At 58.9% G+C, this 24,863-nt stretch carries 15 protein-coding genes and 3 pseudogenes; 12 read left to right on the forward strand and 6 right to left on the reverse strand.

From position 1 onward, the window contains the following. Positions 1 to 24 precede the first annotated feature (24 nt). The 9 genes and pseudogenes from GEV38_RS12470 to GEV38_RS12510 all read left to right on the forward strand — a co-directional run bounded on the left by GEV38_RS12470 (position 25) and on the right by GEV38_RS12510 (position 12,687). Positions 25 to 951, forward strand: coding sequence for a hypothetical protein (locus GEV38_RS12470; protein WP_015270137.1), 927 nt, complete (start codon positions 25 to 27; stop codon positions 949 to 951). Further along, positions 948 to 2,246, forward strand: a complete 1,299-nt coding sequence (locus GEV38_RS12475; RefSeq protein ID WP_015270138.1) for a beta-ketoacyl-[acyl-carrier-protein] synthase family protein — start codon at positions 948 to 950, stop codon at positions 2,244 to 2,246. Before GEV38_RS12470 ends, GEV38_RS12475 begins: the two co-directional genes overlap by 4 nt. Continuing rightward, positions 2,243 to 3,448, forward strand: a complete 1,206-nt coding sequence (locus GEV38_RS12480) for a beta-ketoacyl synthase N-terminal-like domain-containing protein (RefSeq protein ID WP_015270139.1) — start codon at positions 2,243 to 2,245, stop codon at positions 3,446 to 3,448. Before GEV38_RS12475 ends, GEV38_RS12480 begins: the two co-directional genes overlap by 4 nt. Positions 3,449 to 3,491: 43 nt before the next feature. Continuing rightward, entirely contained in the window at positions 3,492 to 6,362 is a 2,871-nt protein-coding gene (locus tag GEV38_RS12485) for an aminotransferase class III-fold pyridoxal phosphate-dependent enzyme (protein WP_137164946.1), read from the forward strand. 9 nt (positions 6,363 to 6,371) lie between these two features. After that, positions 6,372 to 7,109 carry an SDR family NAD(P)-dependent oxidoreductase gene (locus GEV38_RS12490; protein ID WP_015270141.1) on the forward strand — a complete coding sequence of 246 codons (738 nt, stop codon included), beginning with the start codon at positions 6,372 to 6,374 and terminating at the stop codon, positions 7,107 to 7,109. Then, the gene (locus tag GEV38_RS12495) at positions 7,106 to 7,870 is read left to right on the forward strand and encodes an SDR family NAD(P)-dependent oxidoreductase (protein ID WP_039612918.1); all 765 of its coding nucleotides are present in this window, start codon (positions 7,106 to 7,108) and stop codon (positions 7,868 to 7,870) included. Before GEV38_RS12490 ends, GEV38_RS12495 begins: the two co-directional genes overlap by 4 nt. 2 nt (positions 7,871 to 7,872) lie before the next feature. Then, positions 7,873 to 9,156 (forward strand): DUF1302 family protein, encoded by a 1,284-nt coding sequence (locus tag GEV38_RS12500; protein WP_054572920.1) that lies wholly within the window; start codon positions 7,873 to 7,875, stop codon positions 9,154 to 9,156. A 51-nt stretch (positions 9,157 to 9,207) separates the two neighbouring features. After that, a complete protein-coding gene (locus GEV38_RS12505) occupies positions 9,208 to 10,044 on the forward strand; it encodes an outer membrane lipoprotein-sorting protein (RefSeq protein ID WP_054572921.1) in 837 nt (278 codons plus the stop codon). A gap of 33 nt (positions 10,045 to 10,077) precedes the next feature. Next, positions 10,078 to 12,687, forward strand: a pseudogene (locus tag GEV38_RS12510) (RND family transporter). A 69-nt stretch (positions 12,688 to 12,756) separates the two neighbouring features. Here the strand turns inward: GEV38_RS12510 and GEV38_RS12515 are convergent. From GEV38_RS12515 to GEV38_RS12530, 4 genes and pseudogenes are all read right to left on the reverse strand, one after another. Then, entirely contained in the window at positions 12,757 to 13,140 is a 384-nt protein-coding gene (locus GEV38_RS12515) for a MerR family transcriptional regulator (RefSeq protein ID WP_003256870.1), read from the reverse strand. 164 nt (positions 13,141 to 13,304) lie between these two features. After that, a complete protein-coding gene (locus tag GEV38_RS12520; protein WP_015270145.1) occupies positions 13,305 to 13,883 on the reverse strand; it encodes an NAD(P)H-dependent oxidoreductase in 579 nt (192 codons plus the stop codon). Between the two features lie 547 nt (positions 13,884 to 14,430). Continuing rightward, the gene (locus GEV38_RS12525; protein ID WP_024086894.1) at positions 14,431 to 14,892 is read right to left on the reverse strand and encodes a type II toxin-antitoxin system YhaV family toxin; all 462 of its coding nucleotides are present in this window, start codon (positions 14,890 to 14,892) and stop codon (positions 14,431 to 14,433) included. After that, positions 14,850 to 15,208, reverse strand: a pseudogene (locus GEV38_RS12530) (type II toxin-antitoxin system PrlF family antitoxin). The gene GEV38_RS12525 and the pseudogene GEV38_RS12530 overlap by 43 nt, the downstream one beginning before the upstream one ends. Positions 15,209 to 15,764: 556 nt before the next feature. Here GEV38_RS12530 and GEV38_RS12535 point away from each other — a divergent pair. The 3 genes from GEV38_RS12535 to GEV38_RS12545 are packed head-to-tail and all read left to right on the forward strand — an operon-like array spanning position 15,765 to position 23,460. Beyond that, positions 15,765 to 18,566, forward strand: a complete 2,802-nt coding sequence (locus tag GEV38_RS12535) for a S8 family serine peptidase (RefSeq protein WP_024086895.1) — start codon at positions 15,765 to 15,767, stop codon at positions 18,564 to 18,566. Positions 18,567 to 18,568: 2 nt separating this feature from the next. Further along, positions 18,569 to 20,383 (forward strand): serine protease, encoded by a 1,815-nt coding sequence (locus tag GEV38_RS12540; protein WP_044039697.1) that lies wholly within the window; start codon positions 18,569 to 18,571, stop codon positions 20,381 to 20,383. Continuing rightward, positions 20,380 to 23,460 carry an ATP-binding protein gene (locus tag GEV38_RS12545; RefSeq protein ID WP_024086897.1) on the forward strand — a complete coding sequence of 1,027 codons (3,081 nt, stop codon included), beginning with the start codon at positions 20,380 to 20,382 and terminating at the stop codon, positions 23,458 to 23,460. The genes GEV38_RS12540 and GEV38_RS12545 overlap by 4 nt, the downstream gene beginning before the upstream one ends. A 246-nt stretch (positions 23,461 to 23,706) precedes the next feature. On the opposite strand, the pseudogene GEV38_RS27685 reads toward GEV38_RS12545, so the two are convergent. Continuing rightward, positions 23,707 to 23,895, reverse strand: a pseudogene (locus tag GEV38_RS27685) (IS3 family transposase); the annotation flags it as partial. A 210-nt stretch (positions 23,896 to 24,105) separates the two neighbouring features. Continuing rightward, positions 24,106 to 24,861, reverse strand: coding sequence for an IS21-like element ISPpu7 family helper ATPase IstB (gene istB / locus GEV38_RS12550; RefSeq protein WP_074198791.1), 756 nt, complete (start codon positions 24,859 to 24,861; stop codon positions 24,106 to 24,108). Positions 24,862 to 24,863: the final 2 nt, after the last annotated feature.

Consider the following 24,863-nt stretch of genomic DNA (forward strand, 5'->3'; position numbering starts at 1 on the left):
GCCCGTTGCGTCGCAGCGCCCGCCTTGCCGGCTGGTGTGTATGACCGCAAATTGTCCCGCAGCCTCGAGCCTCAGGGCGCGCGCCTGCTGTATTGCGCCGGCCGCCTCGCCGAGGCCTTGCGTGAGCTGGAACTGCCCGATGAGCGGATCGCATTGACCGCTGCCATTCCGGAAGTGGATGGCCCCAGCTCGTGCTGGGATGCCGTGCAGGCCATTGGCGCACAACCGGCGGATCTGTTGGCGCAATTCTTTGCCCACACACCGCCGCTGCATGCGCTGATGATGCTCAACAGCAGCGTTATGGCCCACGCGGCTGAGGCCTTGCATTGCAAGGGCCCCATGGGCGGTTTTTGCTCCCAGGGCAATGCAGGACTGGATGCTTTGATGGAGGCCGCCGCCCATCTGAGCGAAGGCCGTGCCGATGCTGCCGTCGTCGTCAGTAGCAGCCCGAACATCACCCCGGCGTTGTACCTGCGTGACGCTACACACCCACCTGTGAACCCCGGCCCGTGGGTTTTCGGCGAAGGTGCTGCGGCACTGTTGCTGACGACCAAGCCGGGTCGTGGTGCTCAATCTGCGTTGCGCATTGCCGGGTTTGCCCGTGGTTACAGCGCGCAACCCGAGCGTGGGCTGGCGGTTGGTCGCGACGTCATCGAGCGTGCTTTGAGCAACGAAAAACTATGCCTCAGCGATGTCGGGCAGGTCGTCGCCGATGCACAGGACCCGCAGATTGCCGCATTGTTCACCCTATCGGGGCACACCCTCGAACACTCCAAGGCGTTGGTAGGTGACTTGGGCGCCAGCGCCTTGCTCAGCGAAATCGCTGTGACCTGGGCACTGGATTGCAGCCGTTACACGCTGTTGCTCGAACATAGCCGAGGTGGGCATTGGGGCGCGGTGCTGCTGGCCAGAACGTCGTCGGACACAGAGACAATGGAGAGTTACCCATGAGCCCCAGACGGATCGTGATCACGGGCATGGGCGCCGTCACCGGCTTCGGTTTCGAGTGGCAGTCCATGTGGCAAAGAATGTTGGCCGGCGAGCATTGCATTCGGCCATGGCAACCGGAAGGCGTCGAGGCGGGTGCGTTCCCTGTGCGTTACGCAGCGCCCGTGGATATGGGCTTGATGCCGGCACACTTGAAAGACCATCCGGCCTGGGGGTTGTCGCTGGAAAAACGCACCCGCTTTGGTTGGGTCGCGGCCACCCAAGCCATTTCCGACGGTGGCCTGAGCCCCGAACAGTTGCGTGGCGCGGCGGTATTGTCAGCGTCCGGCGCACCTGCTCATCGTTTGCAGGACATGCTGCTCAGCCTGGCGGATAACCCGGCGCAGGCACCGTCCTGGGCTCAGTTGATGGCGCGACAGGCGCAGGTCGATCCTGACAGTTCACTGTGTCAGAGCAACGACCGCCTTGCGCGGGTGATTGCCGATGGCATCGGCAGTGAAGGCCCGGTGATCAATATCAGCAGCGCTTGCGCGGGAGCATCCCAGGCCATCGGCAATGCATTCCAGATGATCCGTCGCGGCGAGGTCGAGCTGGCCATTGCCGGGGGCGCCGATTCGGTGCTGAGCCTGGACACCATGACCGCGCTGTATCTGCTCGGCGCCGCCAGCAGCGAGCAGCGTTGGGGCACCGAACTGTGTCGGCCGTTCGACCGCCATCGCAGTGGCTTGATTGCGGGTGAGGGCGGTGGTTTTGTCGTGCTCGAAACCCTCGAACGGGCGCTCGCCCGAGGGGCAACGCCGTACGCCGAAGTGCTGGGTTTCGGCAGCAGCCTGGATGCCTACAAAATCACCGCACCCGACCCGCAGGGCCGGGGAGCGGTGCTGGCGATGCAGGCGGCCCTGACAGATGCCGGGCTGGAGCCGCAACAGGTCGATCTGATCAATGCCCACGGTACGTCGACACCCCTCAACGATGCCGCCGAAACCCTGGCGATCAAGACCCTGTTCGCCGAGCGCGAACATTATCGGCGGTTGCTGGTGACGGCCAACAAATCCCAGTTCGGCCACCTGATTGCGGCCGCCGGAGCACCGGAGTTCATGCTCACGGCCCTGGCCTGCCGGGATGATCGGGTCACGCCGACCCTGAACCTGCATGATGCCGATGAACAATGCGACCTCGACTACTGCGCCCATCAAGCGGTCAAGCGCAAGGTCGACGTTGCCCTGAGCAACTCCTTCGGTTTCGGCGGCCTCAACACTTCACTGGCGCTGGGCAAGTACCGGGAGGCGCCGCGATGAAACAGGCGGTCGCGATTGCCGGTGCGGGCTGCGTGTTGCCCAGCGGCTGGGGTGTCGAGTCTTTCTGGGCGGCTGCGACCGAAGGGCGCAGTGCAATTACGGCGCTGAACGCCCGAAGGTTCAGCAGCGAACGCGTGGTAGCGTTCGGGCAAATTCAGGATCAGGACCACCAACGCAGCCGACAAGACCTTGCGCAAAACCTTCAGCGTTACTGCACGCCGGCAGTGATCTGGGGCGTCAGCGCGGTACGTCAGGCGTTGGCAGAAGCAGGCCTGGCCGATGAGCAGCCGGATGTCCGTTTCGGTTTGTATTGCTGTCAGGGCGGCTACACCCATCCGTCTCTGGAATCCTATGCCGAGTTGTTGCTCGGCTGTCGGCAGGACGGCGTCGCCGACATGGCGGCGTTCGCCAAACGGATCCTGCAAGACCGTGCCCAGGACCCTTTTCTGGTGCTCAAAGGCTTGAGCAACTGCTTGCTGGGTGTCACCAGCCTGGCGCTGAAACTGGTGGGTGAGTGCAACGCCTATATGCAAGGTGTCGCCGGCAACCTGGCAGCCTTGCGTGAGGCTACGGCCGCTTTGCAGGATGGCCGAATCGACGCGGCAATCGTTGTCGGTGCGGGCAGCGAACTGGATGCCCTGGCGCTGTCCGGGTTGGTCCAGGCGGGGGTCATCAGCGCCAACGGCTCGAACACTCTGCTGCCGTTTGACCTTCGGGGCACCGGTGGCATTGCCGGGGAGGGCGCGGCAGCATTGGTGCTGCGCCGGCGCGAAGACCTGCCGGCCGGCCCTCAGGCGTGCCTAGCCGACATGACGGCCCATGCCACCCTCGGTCGCTTGAGCCTGCCCGACAGCCCAACCGATCTATTGGTGTGCAGCGGCACCGGCGATGCGCACAAAGACCGCGTGTTGTGCCAGACGCTGGCCCTTGCGCGCGCCTCGCACATCACCAGCGGGTTGGCGATAAACGGCATTCTCAGCGCAGCGCCGAGCCTGGTGGATCTGATGCTTGCGCGTTGCGCATTGCAGGCCCAAAGCGTGCCGCCGATTGCCGGTTTGCAGCAGCCAGTGGCAAACCTGCCGTTTATTCAGGGCGCGCCCCACGCCGCGAGCCTTGAGCATTGCCTGGTGCTGAACCGCGACGACAACGGATTCAGCGCCGCCTATCAAGTGCTCTACAGCGCAAAGGTCACTCAGGACTGACGCTGACTACCGCCTATTTTTTACTTTCAGGGATATGACAGTCATGGATTATCGCGATTTCGTTCGGCCCAAATTCGTCGGCCTGCTCCAGGCACTGGGCCTGGAGTGTGAGTTTCAGCGCGCCCTCGGTAGCCAGTTGTTCTACCGCAACCCCAAGGGCGACATGGTCACGGTCACCGACTTTCTCGGCGGTTACGGTGCGGCACTGTTCGGCCACAACGACCCACAGTTTGTCGATCAGCTCTGTGCGCTGCTGCGCAGCGACGTGCCGTTCAACGCACAAATGTCGATCCGCGGTGCGGCCGGGCAATTGGGGCGAGAGCTCAGTGACGCCTTCAATCGCGAACTGAAGAACACCGAACGTTACATTTCGACATTCTCCAACAGTGGGGCGGAGGCGGTGGAAATCGCCGTCAAGCACGCGGAGTTCCGTCGCCAGAAGAGCCTGCAAAAGCAGTTCGACGACATCGATTTCACCCTGGCCAGCCTGACCGCCAGCGAACGCGCTTATCGCGAGCTGGATGTGGCCGACCTCGACCTGCCTGCAGGTGTCCTGCCAGCCACTCTGAACAGCGTGACCTTGCGTCAGGTGGTTGAAGCCGTTCGCCAACACAACCTGGCGCAGTTGCACATCGAACCGGTATTCATCGCCCTGCGCGGCAGCTTCCACGGCAAATTGGTCAATACCGTGCAACTGACCTATGGCCGTCAGTACCGCGCGCCGTTTGCCCGTTTTGGTCTGAACGTCGAGTTCATCGACCCCCAGCAGCCCCATCAGTTGCAGGAATTGCCGGCCCGGCACACGCACCATTGGCTGAGCCTGCAATGGGACGGCGAACACCTGAACGTGCTGAAACTGCCGTTCAGCGCGATTACCGCCGTGTTGATGGAGCCGATTCAGGGCGAAGGCGGTATCAACGAGTTCGCGGCCGAGTTCTACCTGGGGCTGCGCAAGCTGTGTAACGAGCAACAGTGCCCGCTGGTGATCGATGAAGTGCAGTCAGGTTTTGGTCGCGCCGGGACGTTTCTTGCCAGCAGCCAGTTCAACCTGCAAGGCGACTATTACTGCCTGTCCAAGGCCCTCGGCGGCGGCTTGATGAAAATCGCCGCGACGGTGATCCGCAGCAGCCACTACGAAGGCGAGTTCAGCTACATCCATAGCTCGACCTTCGCCGAGGACGATCCGTCCTGCCATATCGCGCTGTCGGCATTGCGCCGGTTGTTCGCCAATGACGACGCGATGCTCAAAGACATACGCACCAAGGGCGCCTACCTCAAAGCCTCGCTCAATGAACTGAAGATGGCCTATCCGGATGTGATCGCCGATGTGCGCGGGCGCGGCTTGCTGGTGGGTTTGGAATTGCACGACCTGAGTGTCAGCAGCTCGCTGGTACAGGCGTCGGCCCAGTACAACGATGCCTTGGGTTACTTGATCGCCGGCTACCTGTTGCAATTCGAAGCGTTGCGGGTAGCACCGTCGGGCAGCAACTCCAACGTGATTCGCCTGGAGCCTCCAGCCTGTATCACCCTGGGCGAAATCGACGGGCTGATCGGTGCCTTGCAACGGGTCTGTGACATGCTGCGCCGTGGCGATGCGTTGCCGTTGGCGGCGGGTATCTGCGCGGACTCGATTCCCGCTGTGCCAGCCCGTCAGGACGATTTTCGGATGGCCGAGCCCGTTGAAAACATCGATGCCAAGGTCGAAGTCGTCGCTCGGGTAGCGTTCATCAACCACCTGATCGATGCCGATATCCTCGGTGACGTCGATCCCTCGCTGGCAGCCCTGAGCCCGGAACAGAAACGCACGTTCATCAACCGCACCAAGCCTGAACGCCGCGCTGCGCCAGTCGGCCCGGTGATCATTCGGTCGCGCCTCGGCATGGCGGTGGAGTTCACGTTGTACCCGCTGTGCATGGATTCGGATGCCATGGCCGAGTACATCCTCAGCGGTGACCTGGACAGCATTCGCGAAGAAGTCGGCAGGCGTGTCACCGATGCCCGCGCCGACGGCTGCAGCATCGCCGGTCTCGGGATGTACACCTCGATCGTCACCAACAATTGTCAGGCGCTGAAGATTGCCGACATGGCGCTGACGTCCGGCAATGCCCTGACCATCGGCATGGGGCTCGAAGCCATCGAGCAAGGCTGTGTTCAGCAAGGCCTGGCACTGCGCGAGCAAACCGCTGCCGTTGTTGGTGCCGCCGGTAACGTTGCCTCGACCTATGCCTCGGTGCTGTCCGCCACCGTCGATCACCTGATTCTGATTGGCAGCGGTCGTGACGGCTCGGTTCGGCGCCTGGAGAAAACTGCCCAACTGATTTACGCCGACGCGGCCCGTTCGATCCTCAAGGGCACAGCCGAAAACGACCGGTTGGCGCAGCGACTGCTGAGCCTTGATGGTTTTTGTGACTTGTTGCGCTCACATGGACAAAAAGCCGACCTCGGTTTGCACATCGCCCGTCTGGTGGATGAGCGCCTTGGCGCGAACGCTTTCATCACGGTCACCAACGATCTCGACGCCCTCAAGGGCGCACGGGTTGTCCTGTGCGCGGCCAACGCGCCTCAGCCATTCCTCGGCGCCGAACATTTCTCCGAGCGCAGCGTGATTTGCGATATCGCCGTGCCGCTGAACGTTCATCAAGACATGCCGAGCCAACGCGAGGACGTGCTCTACATGCACGGCGGCATCGTCCAGACGCCGTTCGACGACGGCCTGGCGCCCAACGTGCGGGCCTACCTGAAAAAAGGTCAGCTGTATGCGTGCATGGCCGAGTCGGTGTTGATGGGCTTGTCTGGCATGAGCCAGCACGGCTCCTACGGCGATATCAGCCGTGAGCAAGTTCAGCAGGTCCGCGCACTGGCCGCGACCCACGGCTTCACCCTCGCGCAATTCAAAACTCAAAACTCGCTTTAAGGAGCGGTCATGACTCAGAAAATAGCTGTCGTGACCGGCGGCAGTCGCGGCATTGGCAAGTCCGTCGTGCTGGCCCTGGCCGGCGCGGGTTATCAGGTTGCCTTCAGTTATGTCCGTGACGAGGCGTCAGCTGCTGCCTTGCAGGCACAGGTCGAAGGGCTCGGCCGGGAGTGCCTGGCTGTGCAGTGTGATGTCAAGGATGCGCAGAGCATTCAGGCGTTTTTTGAACGGGTCGAGCAGCGTTTCGAGCGTATCGACTTGTTGGTCAACAACGCCGGTATTACCCGTGACGGTTTGCTCGCCACGCAGTCGTTGAGCGACATCACCGAGGTCATCCAGACCAACCTGATCGGCACGTTGTTGTGCTGTCAGCAGGTGCTGCCCTGCATGATGCGCCAACGCAGCGGGTGCATCGTCAACCTCAGTTCGGTGGCCGCGCAAAAGCCCGGCAAGGGCCAGAGCAACTATGCCGCGGCCAAAGGCGGTGTAGAAGCATTGACGCGCGCACTGGCGGTGGAGTTGGCGCCGCGCAACATCCGGGTCAACGCGGTGGCGCCCGGCATCGTCAGCACCGACATGAGCGAAGCCCTGGTCGGCGCCCATGAGCAGGAAATCCAGTCGCGGCTGTTGATCAAACGGTTCGCCCGGCCTGAAGAAATTGCCGACGCGGTGCTGTATCTGGCCGAGCGCGGCCTGTACGTCACGGGCGAAGTCTTGCCCGTCAACGGCGGATTGAAAATGCTATGAGCCAGGCACGCACGATTGTGATTACCGGCGCGGCCAATGGTATTGGCCGCGCCGTCGCGGAAAGTTTTGCAGCGCAGGCCGAGCACCTTTTGATCTTGCTTGATCGGGATCTGGCAACCTTGCAGCGGTGGGTCACCGAGGGCGAATTTGCCGCTCGCATCGAAACCCATCAAGCGGACATCGCCGATCTGGCCAGCCTGCAACTTCTGTTCAAGGGCCTGGCCAACCGGGTCGGCTTTGTCGATGTGCTGGTCAACAGCGCCGGTGTCTGCGACGAGAACGAGCCCGAAGACCTGGACAACTGGCACAAGGTGATTTCGATCAACCTCAACGGCACTTTTTACGTCACCTCGTTGTGCCTGCCACTGATGGCGGATGGTGGGCGGATCGTCAACATGTCGTCGATCCTCGGCCGAGCGGGCAAGGTCCGCAACACCGCTTACTGCGCCTCCAAGCACGGCATCATCGGCATGACCAAGGCCTTGGCGCTGGACCTGGCGCCACGGCGAATCACCGTCAATGCCATCCTGCCCGCCTGGATCGATACCCCGATGCTGCAAGGCGAATTGGCGGCTCAGGCGCGCATCGCCGGAATCACCCATGAGCAAATCCTGCGCAATGCCAAGAAGAAGTTGCCCCTGCGGCGCTTCATTCAGGGCGACGAAGTGGCGGCCATGGTCCGTTATCTGGCGAGCCCGCAGGCGAGTGGTGTCACAGCGCAAAGCCTGATGATCGACGGCGGTGCCGGGTTGGGAATGTAGCCATGGCTCGACTGGGATTGAACCGCGGCCTTTTGGCCGCGCTGGTCAGCCTCGGCTCGCCGGTGGCGATCGCCGAGTGGTTGCCGGAGCATCATGAAGCGGAGATCGGCGTAGCCACGGCCGTGCGTCTGCACGGTGACGACCAGGTCACGCAAAAGGCCGTGTACCTCAAGTTCAGCCTGGAGGATGCCTGGGACAGCGGCTACTACAAGGCCAAGGGCCGAGCCCGTTATGACTTCCGTTACGACGGCAACAATCCCTACAGTGCGCAAGCCCGGGACGATTACCGGGCGACCGCCGATTGGCGGCACCTTTACTGGGGGCTCTACGTTGGCGACGGCGAGCTGACGGTGGGCTGGCAGCAGGTGGTGTGGGGGCGTGCAGATGAATTACGAGTGCTCGACCAGATCAATCCGCTGGACTATCGCGAGGGTGTGATCGGTCTGTTGGAAGACAGCCGCATCGCGGTGCCGATGATTCGCCTGGTGCAGCCGGTCGCCGAGTGGGAGCTCGAAGCGCTGGTGATCACTGATTTCGTGAAAAACCAGGCGCCGGCCGTCGGCAGCGAGTTCGATGCACCGATCTTTGCCACACCCGATCCGCAGATGTTTGTGGTCGATTCGCGGCCCGGTTATGACGGTCACAGTGGCTTCGGTTATGGCGCCAGTGCCAACGGCCGGGTCGGCACGGTGGATGTCAGCTTCGTTGTCCTCAACGCCCGCCAGCAGGACCCGGTTTACGCCGTCGAAGGCCAGACCGAAGAGGGCCTGATTCGCCTCGAACGGCAATTCCCGCGCTATTCCATGGGCGGCGCCAGTGTGGCCATCGATGCCGGCCACAGCATCGTGGTACGCAGTGAAGTCGCCTACTTCGACAATTGGCGCGTCACCAATCCTTACCGCGCTTACGGCAGCGACCAGACGGCGATGACCAAGTCGCTGCTGGGCGTCGATTACCTGTTGCGGGACTGGCTGATCTCGACGCAGTGGCAACATCAGCGGCTGCTCGACTGGCAGCCCGGCATGGTCCAGGACAAACGCGACGACCTGTTCACCGTGTCTGCCGAGGGCTCGCAGTTCCAGGATCGCCTCAAGACTCGTCTGGTTTTCGGCATGTCGCCGCCAGCGCAGGACGATAGCTTCGTTCAGGGGATCTTCACCTACAAACCGGTGGACTGGCTCAAGTTGGGGCTCGAAGTCGATGTGTTCTTCGGCAAGCCCGACCGCCAGTTCGGTGCTTACGCCAACCGCGATCAGGTGCGCTTGTCCGCGGGTTATCTGTTCTGACCACACCGGTGCCGGTGTGCGAACCACTCAAACAATGAAAAGGAAATCGCAATGATGCCCATCTTCAAGACCCTGACTGTAAGCGCACTGTTGCTGAGCACCGCTGCCGCCATGGCAGCTGAAACACGCACGGCCGACGACATCATTCGCCAGGCCCGGGACCGCGATGACGGCAAGAGCTTCATGTCCCAGGTGTCCCTGATTCTGATCGACAAGCAAGGTAACAGCCGCATCCGCGAGTTCAGCTACCTGCAAAAGGATTACCCGGACAGCGACAAATTCACCATGTATTTCTCCGCGCCGAGTGATGTGCGTGACGTCGCCTTCCACATCGAAAACCCGCGCGAGGCCCTGGGCCTCGAAGACAGCCAATGGATGTATTTGCCGGTCAGCCGACAGACCCGAAGGATTTCCACCACCGACAAACGCGGGGCGTTCATGGGTAGCGACTACTCCTATGCCGACCTCGACAAGATTCGCGCCGAAGACTATCGCCAAACGCTGGTTGGCGAAGAGCAGTTGCAGGGCCGCGATTGCTACGTGATCGAGCGTGAGCCGGCGACGCCTGCCGTGCTGGCCAAGACCGGCTACAACAAGCTCAAGGTCTGGGTTGACAAGAAAAACTCACTGGTGCTGCGCCAGGATTTCTTCGATGTAAAAGGTGTGATGTTCAAGCAGATGCGCACTCTGAAGACTGAAACCATCGACCAGATCGACAGCATTACCTTCAGCGAAACCGAAGACTTCATCGCCGGTACGCGCTCTCAGCTGCGCTTCAACCAGTTGCAGTACAACGTCGCGCTGGACGACCGCCTGTTCACGCAGACCGCGATCAAGCGTGGGCTGAAAGCCGGCGACTTGCCGGAATACGCCGTGTCTGCCCGCTAAGCGCCGCTCTCGATTCATCTGGAACCCTCATTCATGGAAAGATACCTGAACTTCGTCGAGCGCTATGCGCGGGCAATTGTGTTCGTGCTGGTGGCGATCACCGCCTACTTCACCTACACCCTCGGCGCGCTGATGTCGGACACCAATCCGTATCTGCTCAAGGACACTCACCCGGCGCGCAAGACGATCATTGATTTGCAGCGCGAGTTCACCGGCACATATGACTCGGTCATGGTGGCGCTGAGCAACCCCGAGAGTGTCTTCAACACCACGTCGCTGAACGCGCAGTTCGAGTTGTCCCAGGCCATACGCCGGCTGATGCTGGCGAACGATGAGGACCGTGTCGAACTGCAGCGCATCGTTGGCCTCCACAGTGGCGATCCCGATGCCCAGGCCTTGCTGGTGCAGATCCTCGCCGAAGGTTTTTCGCAGAACGATTACGCTGCCGCCAAAGCGCTGCGCGACCATGGGATTGCCCGGCACTGGGACAGCCACGACCTGCAGTTCCTGAGCTTTCTTGCCGAGCGGCTCAACCCGATCCAGGAAATGGCCTCGATGGCTGACCTGGAAAACATCAGCTTGAGTGCCGATGGCGAGTTGTGGATCCACAAGACCCTGCACGCCCTGGATATGGACCCGAGCAAGGTCGAAGCGCAGATCATGGGCAACGAGCAGATGGTTGGTGGCGTCGTCTCGGCGGACAAGAAAGTCGCCATGGTCGTCGCCGAACTGGGCACCAAACAGGACGACGCTCAGGCCCAGTTGCGTGCCTATCACTAGGTCCGCGAGATCATCGCGAAGTACCAGGCCGCTCACCCGGAGTTCACCGATGAGGTATTCATCGCCGGCATGCCGATCTTCATTGCGGCCCAGCAGGAGATCATCGATCACGACCTGGCGATGCTGTTCCCGATCGTGTTCCTGTTGGTGACTTCTCTGCTGGTTTTCTTCTTTCGCAAACCACTTGGCGTGGTGCTGCCGCTGTTCAATATCCTGTTCTGCACCATCTGGACCCTTGGCCTGATGGCGCTGCTGCGTGTACCGATGGACTTGCTCACCAGTGTGTTGCCGGTGTTCCTGTTCACCATCTGTTGTGCCGACGCGATCCACGTCATGGCCGAGTATTACGAACAGCTCAATTCGGGCAAGTCTTTCCGCGAAGCCAACCGAGAAACCCAGCGCCTGATGGTCACGCCCGTCGTTCTGACAACGGTCACGACTATTGCGACGTTCTTGATTTCCACCACCAACAACATTGTCAGCATCCGCAACTTTGGCGTGTTCATGTCCATCGGCCTGACGGCGGCGCTGATCATTTCGTTGCTACTGATCCCGGCGTGGATTTCGATCTGGGGCAAAGATGCCGTCCCGCGCAAAGTGCAACTCAAAGAGTCGCTGATCTCCCACTATCTGGTAGTGTTCTGTGCCTGGCTGATTCGCTGGCGCAAGCCGGTATTGCTGGTGACCCTGCCGTTGTTGGCGATGATGACGGTGTTCACGTTCAAGGTGGATATCGAAGACTCGGGTATTGCCTACTTCAAGAAGGACAGCCCGGTGCGGATGTCCGACGAGTTCATCAACCGGGCCGGAGTCGCGGGTACGTCGCCGGGCTGGATCGCTTTCGACACCAAGACTCCGCGTGGCGCGCTGACCACTGAAACCGTGCAGTTCCTGGAACGTCTGGACCAGTTCATCAGGGCCCAGCCGAACGTGAGTTACACCTATTCGGTGGCGACCTACATCAAGCGCATGAACCTCGTGCTCAATGACATGAACCCTGCTTTCCTGCGGGTGCCGCAGGCGGTGGAGCAGGTGACGGTGGTCGATGATGACGGGAAACCGGAGACCTTCGAAGTCGATGGCAACTCGCTCATCGAACAACACATCATGATGTTCGAGAACGGTGGCGGCACCGACTTGCAGAACGTGCTCAATGCCGATTACTCGAAGGCGGTGACGCTGTTCACCATGACCTCCTCTGTGGCGGGCGATTACCAGGCGATGCTCGATAAACTGGACGCCTGGCTGGCGATCAACAAACCGGCCAACCTGCAAGTCACCCATGCCGGTACGCCGTACATATGGACCGGGGTGTTGCAGGAAATCACCCAGGGTCAGGTGCTGAGCTTCTCGCTGGCGTTGCTGGCCGTGACCTTGATGATGATGTTCTGGCTCAAGTCAGTACGCCTGGGCATCCTCGGCATGCTGACGTTGCTGACCACGTCGGTGACGGTGTACGGCAGCATGTACCTGTTGGATATCGAGTTGAACATCGGTACCACACTGGTGACGTTCCTGGTGGTGGGCGTCGTGGATTACGCCGTTCACCTGCTGTCACGGATCAAGATGCTGGTGCAGAAGGGCGCCGAGATCGACGAGGCCATCCTGGCGGCCATGCAGGGCGTCGGGCGTTCGACGGTGGTCAATGTCGTGATCTTCTCGATGGGCTTTGTCGCGCTGCTGTTCTCCGCCTACAAACCCGTCATTGACCTGGGTGTACTGGTGATACTGGCGCTGTCATCCAGTGGCTTCATGACCATTTTGTTGGTCACGCTGATTTCGCCGTGGTTCTTTGCCTCGATTGTGCCGCAGCCAGCAGTGCAAGAGGGCGAGCAGCCGCGGGGTGAGGCTGTGCCAGGCTAAATCGCCGGGGCGCCTGCGTGTTGAAAACGGCACGGGGCGCCATGGCCGTTCAGCGGCGGCGGTGCGGATTCAGCGGGCTTTTTCCAGGTGTTCGAACTGGCATTGCATCTGAGCATCTTTGAGGCTCAGCTCAAACTCGACCAAGCCGTCATGCACTTTCTGCAACGCCTGGATCTGCCCCATCAATTCCTGCTTTTTGTTATCGATGGCCTGCATGGCCAGATCCCAGGGCAGCTCCTGGCCGCGATGATCCTGCAGAATGGCCTGCATTTCCTTGAGCTTGAAACCGAGTTGCTGAGCGCATTTGATGAAGGTCAGCAGCTCTACGCTTTGCTGGCTGTAGATGCGGTACTTGCCTTCGCGTTGCGGGGGGGGCAACAGGCCGATTTCTTCGTAATGTCGAATGCTTTTGACGGTGGTGCCCGACAGCTGGGCGGCTTTGCCGATGTACATGAAAATCCCTTTTTGACGCATCAGAAGCGAAAAGATGTCGCGCGCTCGCACAGGCGCGCGACATCTTTGCACAAGCGTCAGGGGGTTGGAAGCCAGTTTGGACAAGGTGTCGCAGCAGGTAGGCTCGGCTGGGCAGTGCAGGGGCACGGCACGACCGGGGCCGATCAGCGGCTGGCGACTGCCTGGACTTGTTTGAGCCAGGCTTCACGCTGTTCCGGCTTGGAGCCCAATACCGGACCGAAGGTCAGGGTTTTCAGGGGCTTTATGCCGCAGAATTCCAGGGTGGTCTTGCGCATTTGGTGCAGGCCCGGCATGCGATACACCCATCGGTAGTACCACGGCGGCGTGTCCATGGTCACCAAAAGGTGAGCCGTGCGACCCTTGAGCAGCTTATCCGGGAAGGGCGAGCCCTTGCGGTACTTGAAGGCAAAACCGGGCAGAAACACGCGGTCGAAGAACCCCTTGAGCAACGCCGGAATGCCGCCCCACCAGATCGGGTACACAAATGTCAGGTGTTCGGCCCAGGTAATGTCGTTCTGTGCGGCGATCAAATCGGGCTCAAGCAACTGGACCTGGTTATAGCCATCGTGCAGGACCGGATCGAAATCCAGGGTGTCCAGGCGCAGCAGACGCACCTCATGGCCTGCTTGCGTGGCCGCCTCGACATAACGGTCGGTCACGGCGCCGCAAAAGCTGGCGTTCGAAGGGTGGCCGAGGATTACGAGCATGCGTTTGCTCTTCATGACGAACTCCAGATAATGAAGTGCCAAGGGTAAAGTCTGCCCCTAACGGTAGAGTCAAGCCTTGCCGGTTACCGGTGGAGACAAACAGTCCAGCAGCGCTCGGGTGTAACCCGGCAAACCGTCGAATGAGCGGGCGCAGATCCGCAATATGCGTTGCGCCCAGGGGGCCGGCAGATCGCGCCAGATCAAGCCCGGATCATGGAGGGTGCGCCGGCATTTACTGGCTGCTGCCGGAGAGGTGCGCCTGTAAGGCCAGAAAACCAAGGGGCTGCCCTGGTTTTCAATAATCCGCGCCTGCAAATCGAGCTTTTCTGAGCCCGGAAGTCAGCCATTGTCGGGTGTCGGGTGACTTGTTCGGATTTCCCTAAAGACTATCAGGGTCGCCGAAGAACATTTGGCCATCCATATAAATCAAAAGGTTATGAACGGGAAATTGGATTTGTACCCCCAGATGTACCCCTTTCAACAGGAGCTACGAGTGGATTCCAGTGGACGCAACGAGGAGGGATCGGTTTCAAAGGTGCAAACCCTCACCCACTCGCGCAATTTATGCTTTGGGCTCGTCCCAATCGCTACGCGTCGCAGCAGTCAGCGCATCCCAATCATCAGGAGGGTTGCCGCGGCCCAGCATCTTCTCGAATACCGCGTAGGAGTCGGATTTGCTGCCTGCGGACCGTAGGGTGTTTTCGTCGTTGACCCATGCATCGACGATAACCTTGGACTTTGAGTCGTAGCGAAAGAACAGCCAAAAGCGCCTGCCGATTTTTGCGCGGCGCCAATGTCGGTAGGCTGTGCCCAGCGTGTTGCCTTGGCGGAACTCGTCACGGCCCGGGTCGGCAGGCACAGCCTCCATGATCAGATGGCTCAATGCCCGAAACGGCTTGACGTTGGCGTTGCTCTCAAAACCTTGCGGATCGTTCTGCTCGGCCCGGGCGGCGGCTTCTTGCAACTTGCGTAGCTGTAAAGTCACACCTTCATAGAACAACAGTGTCCAGCCATGTCGCAGCACCAGATCGCGAACTCACCATCGATCTCTTCGTCCAGGTTTAACGAGAGGTTTGCGTTGGCGAGCAGGGTTTGCGCCAAGTCTTCCGACAGGGTGGTGAGGTTGCGGCCGCCTCTGATATCAGCCTCCAGCAAACCCAGGAACGCACCGATGCAGGGTCTTCGTGGGTGGTTTCTACGCGGCTGACCACGATTTCACCGCCGCGTACGTCGAATGCAATCTTGCCACCGGTGTCAATGCCCAGTAGCTGGCGAACGGATTTGGGCAGTGTGACCTGTCCCTTCGAGGTCAGTGTGGCGATTTCGTGGATGGCAGGCATGAGCGTTCTCCCGGATATGCTGAGTGGGTGGTAAGGAATAATCCTTACGTGGTCAATCTTGGTTTTCTGCTGATCAAGCATGCACGAGGTGGACGCCCGTTAGTGCCGCAGGAAGAGTTACACCAGCTCCGGGACAGAACACTGCCGGATGGCTCGGCAGCGGCTGTGAGACTGACTCTACGTGGCTTAAGGCCCCATCCGAGCATCTTGCGTCGTGGTTTGTGATTACCGCTTGGCGACAGTCTGAATGTTCGGTCCGTAGCGGTTGGAGAGCTTTCGATCCGACTCTTTCAAAGCGTGGAATTGGATCGGATTCGCGGCGTCGTGGAGCTGAACACCTAGGTTGTGGTCCCCTAAGCTTGAGCTCAACCTCTCGACGGAGGCCCAGAGGTCGATTGATGTAACGCGTGAAACAAATTTTGGAAAACGCTCCTCGCACAATTGGCCTTTAGGCGGAAAGAGTCAGTGGTGGCATATTGGTATTGCGCTGAGTGCCCGGCCGGCCTCAGTATGGCGAAGATTGTTAGTGCTGTTTACAAGGATAGAAGGGGAAGTGATGGACTACTTGGCCATATTGCGCAAGCTTGTGAACCAGGCACAGACCGTAGCGGCGACCACCGACGGTTTCCCGCCAGACGAACTGCGGTTCGTCCTTGAGTACAAAAAACCTCCTGATATTGCAATCGAGCGGGGGCGCATTGCGGCGTTGCTGGGCTCGACGAACCTGAGTTTGCAGCCGCTCGATACGCTGCTGAAATCATTTTTGGTGCTGCATTGCTTGGGCGTCGAACGCACGCTGCCGTCCCGCGAATTGTTTTCCATGGGCTATGCCCTCACCAATGCGCTGGATCTGCTATCCGCCGAGCCTGATCTTGGGACGGGCTTTTATACCGAACCGGTCGAACCGGGTGAAGAAGCCGCCACCGAGGCGCTTGAGTGGTTGGAGGCGACCTGTATCGTCAAGAAAGCACCGCCGCCGGATCGCCGTTGGGCCTTGAAGTCGGCGGGCGTGGTGGATGCCTGGGCATTGAGTCGCGGCGCCGGCATCATCATTGCGCAAGCCGATACCGGGATCACTGAGCACGCGCAGCTCGGTGACGAAATGCTCGACAAAACCCGGGCCTACGACTTTATCGATAACGACCCGAATCCCACCGATCCACTTTCGCCAAAAATGGGCAATCCCGGACATGGCACGGCGACTGCCAGTGTCCTCGCCGGCCGCGATACCGCGCAGATGTGCGGCGCCGCGCCCTCCGCAAAGATCGCGCCGATCCGTTGCATCGAAAACGTCAAAATCTTCAACGCAGCACCCGTGGCAAAAGCAATTGCCCACGCGACACAGGTCGGCTGTCATGTCATTTCCATGAGCCTCGGTGGAGTGCCAAGCCGCGTCCTGCACGCTGCAGTGCGTGAAGCGGTGAGCGCGAACCTGATCGTTATTGCTGCAGCCGGCAACTGCGCGCGCATCGTGGTCTGGCCGGCCCGCTATGACGAGGTCATTGCCGTTGGTGGCTCGAACGTTGAAGACGGCACCTGGATTGGCAGTTGCCGAGGAGAGGCTGTCGATATCACTGCACCGGCCGAACTAGTCTGGCGAGCACAACGCCACACTTCGAGCGAGCCCACGGACGTCGTGGCGCCCGGGCAGGGAACGTCGTTTGCCACAGCGATCACTGCGGGTGCAGCCGCACTATGGCTGGCCCATCACGGTCGCGACAAGGTGATCGACTATGCAACGCAACAGGGCGTCACCGTTCAGCAACTGTTCAAGGCCGCACTGCTCGCCACCTCACGCCAGCCAGCGGTATGGGATGCCGAAAACTATGGCCGTGGGTTGGTGGCGGCTGATGAGTTATTGAAACTGGCGTTGAGTGACATACCCGTCGTGAATGTCGAGTCGCTGGGTGGTCCCGAGCGTGACGTTCAGACCTTGCTCAACCAGGAATACGGTTGTGCAGTCATTGACCCGGCCCTGCGCCTAGCCAAGTACGAAACCGAAATCGCTACCATCGCACTGGCTCAGGCCCGCGCCACGGGTGTTGCGTCAGGTTTGAACACCGAGTCGAAATGGTTCTCGACCCGGCCGTCGACCGAGTTAAATGAGTACATACAGCAGTCAACTGACCCGCGCCTGCGGCGTTTTGCCGAAGTACCCGGCAAAACTAGCCTGGCACGCTTGCCTAGTACCGGGCCTCTGTCGTTCCAGGACAGACGCATAAGCCTAGCTTTGCCGACGAAGGCGCTGGGTTTGGAGAGCGCACAAGGGTTCAGTTCCGAACGCGCACGAGATTACTTGCGGGGCGCCGGTAAACACGAACAGCTTGACCGTTTTACCCGCTTGCTCGACGCTCGGTCGGGAATCACTCGGGAAACTCGCGAGAAGTTGGTCGAAACGGTGGAGCAGGATCTCGATGGTTATGTAAAAGGAAGAAATGCAGGTTCGACAACAACAGTGGGGTTGGAGGCGCTGGTCCGTATGACCGGCCGACCAACCCTACGAGTACGCAATAACGACGTGGATTCCGATCATCCGGAAGCTGCCGCGTGGTCCGACACACTGTATCTGATGAGGAACGACCAAAGCCTTCAAGACCGTTTGTGCCGCATCGGTCGCATCGATGTCGGTGGTATCCATGTAGGCACGGGCTTCCTGATTGGCGACGGCGTACTGTTGACCAACCGTCATGTTCTACAAGCCTTCGCCGCCCCGATTCCGCAACGGAATAATCCGAAAGACTGGATCATGTTCAGTAATGACGTGACCATCGATTTTGCCGACGAACCTAGTTCGTTGACGACAGCGACGCGCTTTCGCATTACCGAGGTTATTGGCGCGGGCGCGCAGCAGATTCCTGACAACATGGCTGACTTCTCCTGCCTCGATGCAGCGTTGTTGCAGGTGGAAAGCTCAAACGCCCAGCGGAGCCTGCCAACACCTATGACCTTGGTGAAAGACCCGTCAAAGGCGGATGTAAACAGTCAGGTATTTCTTGCGGGTTATCCTGGCCGCCCTGGTGAGTTGCCACGCACCGCTACGGGGGCAATCGATGCGCAAATCGCGACCCGACTCAACGAACTGTTCGGGGCGGATTACGGCACCAAATATCTGTCGCCAGGCCTCATCATGCGAGGTGTAGGCACATTGCCTCGCGACACTGAACGCAGTGTCCTCACTCATGACGCTACAACCCTCGGCGGATGTTCGGGCTCGCCGCTAATCAACTTCAATTCGCCGCAAGGTGTCGTAGGGCTGCATTTCGGCGGTAGCTGGCTGCGTGAGAACTATGCGCATGGTATTGGCGCAGTGGCGGCAAGTGAAAACCCGATCAGCCGCGCGAAGCTCAATTGGGTGTGACAATGCCGGAAATGATTGATCCGCAATTGGTGTTGTTGGCTGAAAGTGTCGTGCTGTCCGACGATGGTTTCTGTGCGATCTACGACATTCTTGCCAGTCTTCATGACGCTGATTCTTTCATGGTGTTGAAGGCCTTGTCTGGTCAGGACGATAACCCTTTTTATGCCGCTTTTATCGAAGCCAAAAAGGGAAAGTGGTTGGGCGAACTGTGCTTGCAATTGACGACTGTGGACGGTCTGAAAGCGAGCAATGAGCCGAATGCCGAGAGTCTGAAAGTTAAATTACACAAGGTCATTGAACCCGAGTTGGGTTTTCTGGATGCCAGCGCAATGACCCGTGCAGGATTAGAGGCGGTGCGACGGGTGTGCCGAGTGGTGGTCGAAAACAGTGGGGGGGATATCAGTTACGGCACAGGATTTCTAGTTGGCCCCCAGGCGATCCTGACTGCGTGGCATGTCATCGAGCCGCTGTTGGGAGATGATGGCGTTCCATTAGAGGGTAGTGACAAGAAAATAAAGATTGAGTTCGATCATGTCGGTGTTGTTTATGAGCAATTGCACGTCTCGGTTGCCCCGCAATGGCTGGTGTCCTCCAGTGCCTATCACCAGTCAGAGAGTCCCCACCAGCTGTCGATTGATTTCGTTGCGCAATCTTCCGACGGGTTCGACCAATATCTGGATTACGCCGGTATTCGTTTGAGTACTACTGTGGGACGACTCCGCGGGTTCTACAAACTCGACCGGTTACACAAACCACAAATAAGAAAGCCCGGATCGCAGATGACACTGTATCAACACCCGGGCGGCAAACAGATGCGTGTCGCCTATGGCTACGGTACTGCGCTTTGGCCCGCTGAGCATCAGACACGTCTGCGCCATACCGTCAATGCCATGCCGGGCTCTTCAGGCGGGTTGCTGCTGGACGTGAACTTTAAGCCGGTCGCGCTGCATCAATGTGGTATTGAAAGCAACGGCGAATTAATAAATGGTGCAATTCCGACTGCTTGTATCGCGGCTAGAAGCGCAGGCGTGCTGGAGGGCGTATTGGGACTAGATCCTGTTTGGCGTACTGATCATCGCAATGAGCCGATCCTCGGACGCAAAGGTTTTCAACAGGCTATACAGGATTGCATGGTGGGGACAAGGCAAATAATTGCCGTGGTCGGGCAGAAGGAAAGCGGTAAGAGCTTCAGCCTGGAAATACTGCGCACGGTGCTGAAGAACAATGCGGAGCATTCAATCGTTATGTTCAGAGCGGCAGAATTGGTGCGTGGGCCAAGGGCGTTCGCCGAAGAGGTGATCCGTCGTTCCGGACCAAGAGACTCGGTATATGAACCTTTACCCTTGGCCGAGGACGGAGATACGGCTGTCGATGCCTGGATCAAAGGCATTTTGTTTCCAGCTTTTGCCAAGCAAGTGAACGCCGTCACGGAAGTCCGCCAACTCTGGTTGGTGATTGATGAGCTGGACGCGAACCCCTTGGCCCAAGGTCCTCTTCAGCATTTTCTGGAACAGCTTTATCAAGAAATCGCTGATATTCCAAAGCTTCGGGTGTTGTTGTTGGGCGCCAAAAGCTTCGTTCCGGGAGCCCGGCCCGATAAGTTGTGCGTTGAAGTTATTCAGCCGGTCAGTCAGCAGGACATCATCGAATACCTTCAGCTCTACTCTATCGGCAAACGTCTCGAGTTGACTGAGGGTGAGGTTAGGCGCCAGGCGAGACTTATCGAGAAGAGTGCGAGCCTGCTGTCTATGACGACGCTCAAGGGACTGTCCTATTACATTCAGCATTATGTTTATCCTGCGATGGAGTCTGCATGAGTCCCTCTATCGATAGTGCAAAGGATCTCATTGTTCAGCGTCTGGCTGAGATTCGGGCCAACCTCGCATTGGTCGGATCTTTCGAACCCAAAGCCATCGTGGATTTGCAGCAAAAGCCGGAGATCACCCGGGATCTATTGCGCGGTCTGGCCCGCATCTGCGACGAGGTTCCCTCGGAGAAAGGTATTCGTTGGCAACTGACACCCGATAGTCGACGCGCGACGTTACGCGAGTTATCCGACCTTAAGCGACTGCGCAAACTAGCCCGACGCTCAAAGGCCGAGCCCGGGGACACGCTAGGGGCATACCTGATTAAAATTGCCAGTGGCAAAGCATTCAATATCGAAGCGGTTTCAACCTATGACTTGAGCTATCTGTATACCGCTCAACAGTTTTTAGAGCACCTTCCTGAAGGGCGTATTTTAAGTACCCACGTAAATAGGGTATTTGCCCTGCGTGAATTTAAAGCTTCGCTCGACATAGCGTTACCTACAGGCTTGTTCGGTCGTGAGGATGAACTCACCCGGTTACACAATTACCTGCTCGGCGGCCAAAACTCCGATGACGTGGATGAGGCCGGGCCGTTGTATTTGACTGGGCTCGGTGGGACAGGAAAGTCCGCGCTGCTGGCAGCATATGCCCGTCGTTTGTTGGATGAGAAAGTCCCGGTCGTCTGGTTCGATTTTGACCGGGCGGCCTTTTCCCAGGCCGATACCAACCTGATGACACTGGAGTTCAGTCGCCAGCTTGGCCTGTTTCTGCCGTCACTAATGGAACCGTTGGCCAGGTTTCGTGAACAGGCTCGCGAGGTGGTGGGCCAGCACTATAGTTCCGAAAGCTATGAAAGTAGCGCCTACTCAACAAGCAGTGTGTGGTCGATATGGCACCAGGAGATGGCCGGGCACCTGCCGATACTTGAGCCAATTGGGCTGGTGCTGGACACCTTCGAAGAGGTGTTGTTGCGCGGTGCGAACGAACACCGGCGCCTGCGCAACTGGCTAAAGAGCGTGCAGGAAGAGGGCGCACTGTTAGGTCTGCGGCCAATTATCAGCGGTCGAGTACTTCCCAGTGACCTCAAACATCAGGAATGGAAATTCCAACATATTGCCCTAGACGATTTAAGTCCGGAATCGGCCTACGCAATGCTTCATCAGCTATTGCTCGCTGCAGGGATTGATGCGAAGGAGGATCTGTGCCGCGGGATGATTGAACAGTGGGGCAGCAGCCCATTGTTTATTCGGCTACTGGCCCGTTTCCTGAGTGAAAAGAGCGCTGTGCAGGAAGCTGCCGAGTTACTCGTTAGTGGGCAGTTCAACGGGGTGCCTCACGCTCTGGTTCGCGGATTTACCTATCAGCGCATCCTCAACCGCCTGCGTACTGATGATCCGGATTTACGCACACTCGCGCACATGGGCCTGATCTTGCGCCGGGTCAACGCCAAGTTGATCAACGAAGTTCTGGCAGAGCCATGCAAACTTCCCGTATTTGATAGTGAGCGGGCGGACCAACTGTTCAAGACGTTGGCTCGCCAGGTGTGGCTGGTAGAGGAAACGGAACGCAGCGAGGTGGTGCGGCATCGACGAGATTTGCGTCAGGTTATGCTGGGATTGATGGAGTCGGAAAACCTTGCAGTAGCACAGGGCATACACCTTCGGGCGCACGTGTATTACACGGTGGGTGCTGATCCTTACCTGACCAAAGCCGAGCAAGACCTTGAGGCGGATTACCATCGTTTGTTCATTTCTGAGATGGATTTGGGTCTTTTTGCGCTGCTCAGTAACCCTTCACGGTTGGTGGCGTCGCTGGGAGAAGAGTTGGAATACGTGCCGCTGCAACGGAGGGCCTGGCTGAAGAGACAGGTGAAGTACGAACTAAATGAGGAGGAGTTGAACAGCCTTTCCACCGACGGTCGTGTCGACTATCAGAGTGAGCAGATTTCCCAAACGCTGAAGAGCGGGGGGACTACGATCCCTGCTACCGACTACGGCCAATTAACAGGTGACCTAGAACTGCGGCCCGAACCGCTGGCCAGTGACTTACCAAGTTTCATCGCGTTGAATTTTAGTACTGCGAATCTGAGAATTATCAATAGAAAACGGCATAATGTTGTAGACGACTTTTTTCAAATGATTGCTGTGGGTCGGACGTCGAAAGCCTATGCAGTAGATTTTTGCGAAACCCCGATCTGGCGGGTGGCTTTGGCGGCCTTGTACACCGGTGAGTCGGGCGAACTGTATACCGTGATCCGAGACCGCATCTCCGCTACTCAATTCATCGAGTGGCAGCGCCCCATTCGAGATGACCAAAGCATCGGGCTTGACGTGGCAACAGCGGTGCGCATGTTGGCGACCCTGTGCGGTAACAAGGAACTCCATCTGCACGGTTACAAGCGCGCGCAGCGAACGAGACAGCGCACTCACAGTAACGACGAGCTCAAGGCGTTGCTCATTTCCTTGCAACGGGATTCGGAAAGTTACTTGGGTTATCCTGCTCCTATTGCAACGGGCCTTCTGTGCGACCTGACTCCGGATTTCATACGTTGTGTGGAAGGTGAATTGTCGGAGTTCAAGGTCCATGACCCAAATTTGAGCCATCTTTTGACCGATATTCGGGGCGGTGGAGAGCCGAAGCTAGCAAATTTTCAACGCAAGGTGTCATCGGTTGGATATGTGGAATTGCACCGCCGCTCCATGGGTAGGTCTGGGTTCAAAGAGACCTTTCGACCGCTTTATCCGGAGCTGTATCCACACATACGCGGCGCCATACGCGGCGCTGATTTTGCTTTGCTAACATTTGTCCGTGAGGCGGAAAGCTATGTCCCGGTATGGCCGCTCGAGTTGAAAAGAGAGTCCTTCGAGAGATCACTTAAACTTGATTCGGATCGCTGGACGGCAACGCTGATTCACTTCGCTGACCGCTGTGGCTTGCTGTATCCGCTTCTGAACCATATTGCTCATCTGACCCAAAACAACATAGCTGTCGTCGAAGCTCGGAGACTTTATGAGGTTTACGACCAAGCGGTGATGGGCTCTGAGTCTTTTGAGGCCAACCGTCGCGGAAGGTGGTTTGAGTATTAGCGGCGTTTTTCAACGTAGTTGCCGCATCAAGCCATCCCTTGCTTCGCGTGCTGCTGATCCCGATTAGGGCTCAACAGCACCGTACCACTTGGCACCGAGTTAGGCTCTGTACGAAAAGCCTTGATACTTGTTCATGCTGCGTTGAAAACAGCCTCGGAATGCTCATGTACTCCAGCACACTCCGCTTCCTCGGCTGTTTTCGCCTTGCCTGACCTGCGTCTCAAGACTTTTCGTACAGAACGTAGGAGTGCGTCCTGACCATCGCTCTGGATTTCTGTTCCGAGCCTGTACATGCAGCTTATGGCGCAGGGCAAGGATTTGTCTATCCTGACCTCGATGGCGTTCTGCCGGGTTACCGAAACGTATTCGGCTGCATCGACGTTCGTGGTTGTAGCAACGAATAAAGTCACACACCCAACATCTTGCAGTATCCAAGGTCGGCAGATTACCGAAAGCGCTGAGCATCTTCGATTGGGGGCATCATTTTCAAACCATCCAAAGCATGCCCTCAAATATGTGCGGATTCCACGCCATCCGGCCACCCAGTCCACGCTCATCTGGCCAGGCATTCCACGGCCATCTGGCCACCTGTTCCACGGCCATCCGGCCGGGCAGTCGGAGCGCAGCGACGCAGGGGTGGCATTGTTAGTCCGGGTTGGCTGGCGTCGTCAATTTCTGCGTCCGTTTGCGCATTGATTCACCCTTCAGATTGATCCGATAAGCGTTGTGCACCAGGCGGTCGAGGATGGCATCGGCCAGGGTCGGATCGCCGATCAGTTCGTGCCAGTTGTCCACCGGCATCTGGCTGGTGACGATGGTCGAGCGCTGGCCGTAACGGTCGTCCAGTAGCTCCAGCATGTCGCGCCGTTGCTCGCCGGTGAACGGGGCCAGGCCCCAGTCGTCGAGGATCAGCAGGTCGGTCTTGGCGTAGCTGCTCATCAGCTTGGCGAAGCGGCCGTCGCCATGGGCCAGACCCAGTTCTTCCAGCAAACGTGGCAGGCGCAGATAGCGCACGCTGTAGCCCTCTCGGCAGGCCTGGTGGGCCAGGGCACAGGCCAGCCAGGTTTTACCGACACCGGTGGGGCCGCCGATGATCAGGTTGAGGCCGTCGCTCAGCCACTGGCCACTGCTCAGTTGCAAGATCAGCGCCTTATCAAGTCCGCGCGGGCTGCGGTAGTCGATGTCTTCGAGGCAGGCGTTGTGCTTGAGCCGGGCCTGGCGCAGACGGCTGCTCAGGCGCTTGTCGTCGCGTTCAGTCAGCTCGCGGTCGACCAGCAGGCCGAGGCGTTCCTCGAAGCTCAGGCTGTCGATGTCCGGGGTTTTCAGTTGCTCGGCGAGTGCCTTGAGCATGCCGGTCAGGCGCAGGGTCTGGAGCTTGTCCAGGGTCGGATGGGGCAGCATGG

The sequence above is a fragment of the Pseudomonas sp. 13159349 genome (assembly GCF_013305685.1).
GTDB classification, from domain to species: Bacteria; Pseudomonadota; Gammaproteobacteria; order Pseudomonadales; family Pseudomonadaceae; genus Aquipseudomonas; species Aquipseudomonas asiatica.